The sequence below is a fragment of the Amycolatopsis rhizosphaerae genome (genome assembly GCF_007713715.1).
Classification (GTDB): Bacteria; Actinomycetota; Actinomycetes; order Mycobacteriales; family Pseudonocardiaceae; genus Amycolatopsis_E; species Amycolatopsis_E rhizosphaerae.
Genome location: NZ_VJWX01000602.1, coordinates 1 through 3,926 on the forward strand (window position 1 = coordinate 1; position 3,926 = coordinate 3,926).

Annotated in this window: 4 protein-coding genes; all 4 read right to left on the bottom strand. The window is 71.7% G+C overall.

Features of this window, described 5'->3' with window-relative positions; genetic code table 11:
* The coding region (locus FNH05_RS33960) for a lysophospholipid acyltransferase family protein (RefSeq protein ID WP_144592948.1) at window positions 1-528 on the bottom strand (528 nt) is incomplete at its 3' end.
* A gap of 52 nt (window positions 529-580) precedes the next feature.
* On the bottom strand, window positions 581-1,912 hold the full coding sequence (locus FNH05_RS33965; protein WP_144592949.1) for a glycosyltransferase family protein: 1,332 nt from the start codon (window positions 1,910-1,912) through the stop codon (window positions 581-583).
* Between the two features lie 282 nt (window positions 1,913-2,194).
* The gene (locus FNH05_RS33970; RefSeq protein ID WP_246128109.1) at window positions 2,195-3,598 is read right to left on the bottom strand and encodes an AMP-binding protein; all 1,404 of its coding nucleotides are present in this window, start codon (window positions 3,596-3,598) and stop codon (window positions 2,195-2,197) included.
* Window positions 3,599-3,730: 132 nt separating this feature from the next.
* The coding region (locus FNH05_RS38975) for a hypothetical protein (RefSeq protein ID WP_222426790.1) at window positions 3,731-3,926 on the bottom strand (196 nt) is incomplete at its 5' end.

The following is a 3,926-nucleotide window of genomic DNA, read 5'->3' on the forward strand; positions in this document are numbered from 1 at the left end:
GCCCAGCAGGATCGTGATCGGCACGTGCCGCTTGGTGAGCGTGCGGGGCCTGCCCTTGGTCCACAGCCGCTGGCCGCCCCAGACGGCCATCGGGATCAACGGCACCCCCGCCTGGGCGGCCATCCGCACGGCACCGGACTTGAGCTCGGCGACGGTGAAGGACGGGCTGATCGTGGCCTCGGGGAACACACCGACGACCTCCCCCGCGCGCAGGCGGGCGACCGCCTCGTCGTAGGAGGCCTTGCCCGCCTTGCGGTCCACCGGGATGTGGCGCATCCCCCGCATGAGGGGACCGGAGACGGGGTGGTTGAACACCTCCTGTTTGGCCATGAAGCGCACCAGGCGACCGGCCGGCTGTGCCCCCAGTCCGCAGAAGATGAAGTCCAGGTAGCTGACGTGGTTGCAGGCGATCACGGCACCGCCGGTGCGGGGGACCTGCTCACCGCCCTCGACGCGCAGCTTCAGGTCGAGGACCCGGAACATGGTCTTCGCGAACAGGACAACCGGTGGGTAAACGACCTCTGCCATACCCCTCAGGCTACGCGACCGTAGGTTACTTCTCCGTAGGGTCGGTGCAGCGTCACATCCCGCCTGGACAGGGCACGTACACCAGCAGGGAATCGGTGGCCAGCCGGTGGATCAATGCGGGGGCTTCGTCGCCCCGCGAGTAGACGGTGACCCACTCGTTGCCGCCGGCCCGGCGGAACGTGGCCGCGCGGTAGGAGCCGGTGTTCGGCGAGGCGACGTCGCACCGCTGGTGGGGCAGGTACCTCGCGTCCGCCACGGCGACGGCGGGACGCCGGTAGTCCGCCACGTTCGCGTAGCCGTCCTGCCGGGCGCCGCGCACGTCGGGGTCCGCACGCTCGTCCAGCACCCGGAACCGGTCGCCGAGGACGTAGGCGAGCGCCTGCGCACCCCCGGTGTCGACGACCGATCCCGGCGGCACCCGCGCCGCGAGCCAGGAGCCGATCTCCGCGGTCTGCCCGAGCCGGGCGCGCGAGTCGTGCACCACCCGCTGGTATCCCGGGGCGAGAAGCAGGCTCACCCCGCACAGCGCGAGCGCCCCCGACTGCGCCCAGAGCCGCGAACCGCGGCGCGGGACCGGCGAGGGCACCCGGCGGCGCCGGTGCACCACCGCGTTCACCAGCAGCGCCGCCAGCGTGGCCAGGAGGAATCCGTACGACGACGCGGACAGCGGGGCGGTCGGCCAGCGGGCGAAGGGCTGGGAGTAGTAGGTGGCGCGCCAGGTGAGCCAGGGCGCGGCGATCACCACCAGGCCCAGCGCGTACGCGGTGGGCCGCCACCAGTTCGCGCGGTGCCGGATCACCTCGGCCGCGAGCCACAGCCCGGCGGCGAACGCGACCGCGACACCGTCGGGCCGGGTCATCACGGCCAGTGCGGCGAACACCCCGGCGGCGATCGGATGGCCGGTGCCGACGGCGCGGATCACGGCCAGCACGAGCACAACGAACAGCGCGGTCTCGGTGCCCATCTGCCCCGCGGCGGCCAGGCCGCTCACCCCGGCGGTGAGCACACCGGCAAGCGGCCCGAAGCGGAAGGCGAGCAGAACGCAGCCCAGCACGCACAGGACCGACAGCACGAGCGCGCTCGTGACCACGTTCGCGCCGAAAAGGGCTTTGGGAAAGGTGATCAGGACCAGCCAGGTGAAGTTCGAGTACCCCTCGACCCGCTCCCCCACGTTGAACACGGCACCGTGCCCGTGCGCGATGTTTTCCGCGTAGCGGAAGGTGACGAAGGCGCGGTCCGGGACGGTGCCGAAGAGAAGTTCTTGCAGGAGCGCGAAAGCGAGCGCGAGGAGAAGCAGGCCCCGCCGCCCGCCGTTGGGGCGGGGCCAGGTGGCCAGCACCGTCGCCGCCAGCGCCAGCCAGACGGCGACCCCGATGACGAGCACTGCCTGCGACCTCCGCGACCCGATGACTTCCCACCGTGCCCGGCGCACGGCCCGGTCCTTCTGTACCAGGCCATCGTTGCGTGTCCGCCGCTCCGGCAACGCCACCGAAGGAGCGGAAATGCCTGCCACCAAAGGATTTCCGGGCGCATCGGGCGGGCGGCCGGGCACCGGGGGGTGCCGCCGTCTCCCGGAGTGGGTGGCTGGATCTCACCGGGACGGGTGGCGGCCCCGCCCGGGAACGGCATTGCCCGGATCGCTCGGTATCAAACGGACGTTTCGCTTTCAGATTCGGTCGGTCAGCGCCTGGTAATCGATCTTTCCACTGCCCAGCAAGGGAATCGCGTCGATCGAGCGCACATCGAAACCGGAGGAGTGCAGGTGCAGACGCTCGCCCAGCGCGTGGGAAGCCGCCTTGCACACCTCCACCGCGATCCCCTCGGCGAACAGCACCACCTTGTCCTCCGCCGGTACCGCGGCGACGACGTCGATGCCGAGACCGGTCGCACGGGCCGCCTGTTCGAGATCGTCGAGACTGAGCGGGTTGCCGAACACCCTGCCGATCCGCTGAAGCCTGCCGGTGATGAACAGGAACCCTTCCTCGTCGAGATAGCCGAGGTCACCGGTGGTCAGCACGCCGCCGAGCCGATCCCCCAGTGCCAGCGTGTCCGCGTCCTCGGCGTAGCCCATCATCACGTTCGGCCCGCGGTAGACGACCTCGCCGGTGATCTTCGGGTGGGTGGTCTCGGATCCGTCGTTGTGCCGGATGCTGAACCGGCCGCCCGGCAGGGCCGGGCCGACCGAACCGGGCTTCTCGGCCAGCCGCTGGGCAGGCATGGTCGCCATCCTCGGCGAGGCCTCGGTCTGGCCGTACATGACGAACAGGCCGCCGCCCGCGCCGCGCATCTTCGCGTCGAACTCGGTGATCAGTTCGGTGCGCAGCTTTCCCCCCGCCTGCGTCACCGAGCGCAACCGCGGGTAACGCACCGGATCGAACTCCAGGCGCCGCAACATTTCGAAGTGGTACGGCACCGCGGCGAGCGAGGTGCAGCCGTGCTCGCCCACCGCGTCCCAGAAGTCACGCCCGAGGATCCCGGACGGCTCGATGACCACGGTGGCCCCGGCGACCAGATGCGAATTGAGCACCGAAAGGCCGTAGCTGTAGTGAGCGGGCAGGCAGGTCGGCGCGACGTCGTCCCCGTCGATGCCGAGCACGTCGGCGATCGCGCGCGCGTTGGCGAGGATGGCGGACCGGGACAGCCGCGCGAACCGCGGCTTGCCGGTGGAACCGCTCGTGGCGAGCAGGACCGCGAGATCGGGGTGCGGGGCAACGCCGTCGGGATCCCGGCGCACCCATCGCCCCTCCCGCAGGTGGTAACCCTCCGGCACATCACCGGCGGGAGCCGGGATCACCGCGCTCGGCCGGAAGCGGCGCACCAGCTCGCCCAGCCTCCCGGGAGCCAGCGCCGGGTCGAGCAGCGCGACGGCACGGCCCGCCTCGAACGCCCCGAGATACCCCAGCAGGCTGGGCAAATCGACCTCGGCGCGCAGGAACAGCACACCAGGCGGCAGCTCGGCGAGTTCCGCCGCCACACAGGCCACCTCGGCCCGCAGCGCGGATTCGCCCAGTGAGCGCCCGCTCGGCCGGTCGACGATCCTGGCGCCGCTGCCGATCAGCCGCGGGGTCACCGCCGAACTCCTCTCGCCGCGACGGCGGTGCCCAAGACCGGATCACCCTCGGCGGTCACCTCACGTGCCGCCCTGCCCGTCCCAGCGATCTCAGCGGTGTACAAGCCCTCAGCTCCCTTTCGTGCGGCCGTCTCACGCCCGCACCAAAGTAGAGAGGGTCCTCGCCGGGCGGTCCATCAGCCCAACGGGTGGGATCTCCCGACCCGGCCCGACCTGGGCACGGCGCCGTAGCCGAAGGCGACCCCGTCCGGCGCGCACCTGGCGGACATGACGCGGCGCCGGGTGGCCGCCGTGCTCCCGCGGCAACGCGACACCCCGGACCTTCCCC